Here is a 765-nt window from a genome sequence, read left to right on the forward strand (position 1 = left end):
GCCAGAGTTGGTTCCCAGCGTTCGGAAACGTGGCTCGGAGGCGGATCGTGCCCGTCGTCTGGACAATCTGGTTGTCGAGAAGCAAAAGTTTGCCTTCGTCGAGCTTGGTCTTGTCGTCCTGGCTGTACGCAAAGACCGTCAGCTGCCCCTTGGCCATCTGCTTCTGGATCTGCGGGAGCGTTTCCTCGGGCAGCGTAAAGATCAACGAGATCGGCTGGACCTGCGCAACGTCGACCAGACCAAAAGTATCGGTCGGGTGAATGATATTGCCTTCGTCGATCTGCCGGATACCCGTTACACCGTCGATCGGCGAGGTCAGACGGGTGTAGCTCAGATTGATCTGCTCGGCCTGTAGCAGAGCCTCGTCTGCCTTGATTGTCGCCTGGAGCTGGATCACTTCGGCCTTCTGCGTGGCTACCAGTTGGGAAGTGGCAAAGCCCTTCGCCAGCAGTGGCGTGTAACGGTCCAGGTCTGCCTGCGCATTGACGAGCAGCGCCTGGTCGCGATCGCGAGTGGCGGTTATCTGATCGATTTGTGCCTGATAGGGATCTGGGTCGATCTGCGCCAGCAGATCGCCTTTTTTCACGGTCTGGCCTTGCGTGAATGTGATCTTCGTAATCGGTCCTGAGATCAGGCTGTGCACGACCACGTTGTTGTAGGCGATCACCGTTCCTACACCGCGAAGGTAGATCGGCACATCGTGACTGGCTACCTTTCCGGCAATGACCGGAACCGCCGAGGCAGGAACGGAGACCGCCGCAGGTT

At 58.4% G+C, this 765-nt stretch carries 1 protein-coding gene; it reads right to left on the bottom strand.

Going from position 1 to position 765, the window contains the following annotated elements; all coding sequences use genetic code 11:
- Window positions 1-765, bottom strand: a 765-nt coding sequence (locus tag ACXJ7R_RS35095; RefSeq protein WP_457155797.1) for an efflux RND transporter periplasmic adaptor subunit, incomplete at both ends; no start/stop codon positions are given.

The sequence above is a fragment of the Mesorhizobium sp. P5_C1 genome (assembly GCF_054049815.1).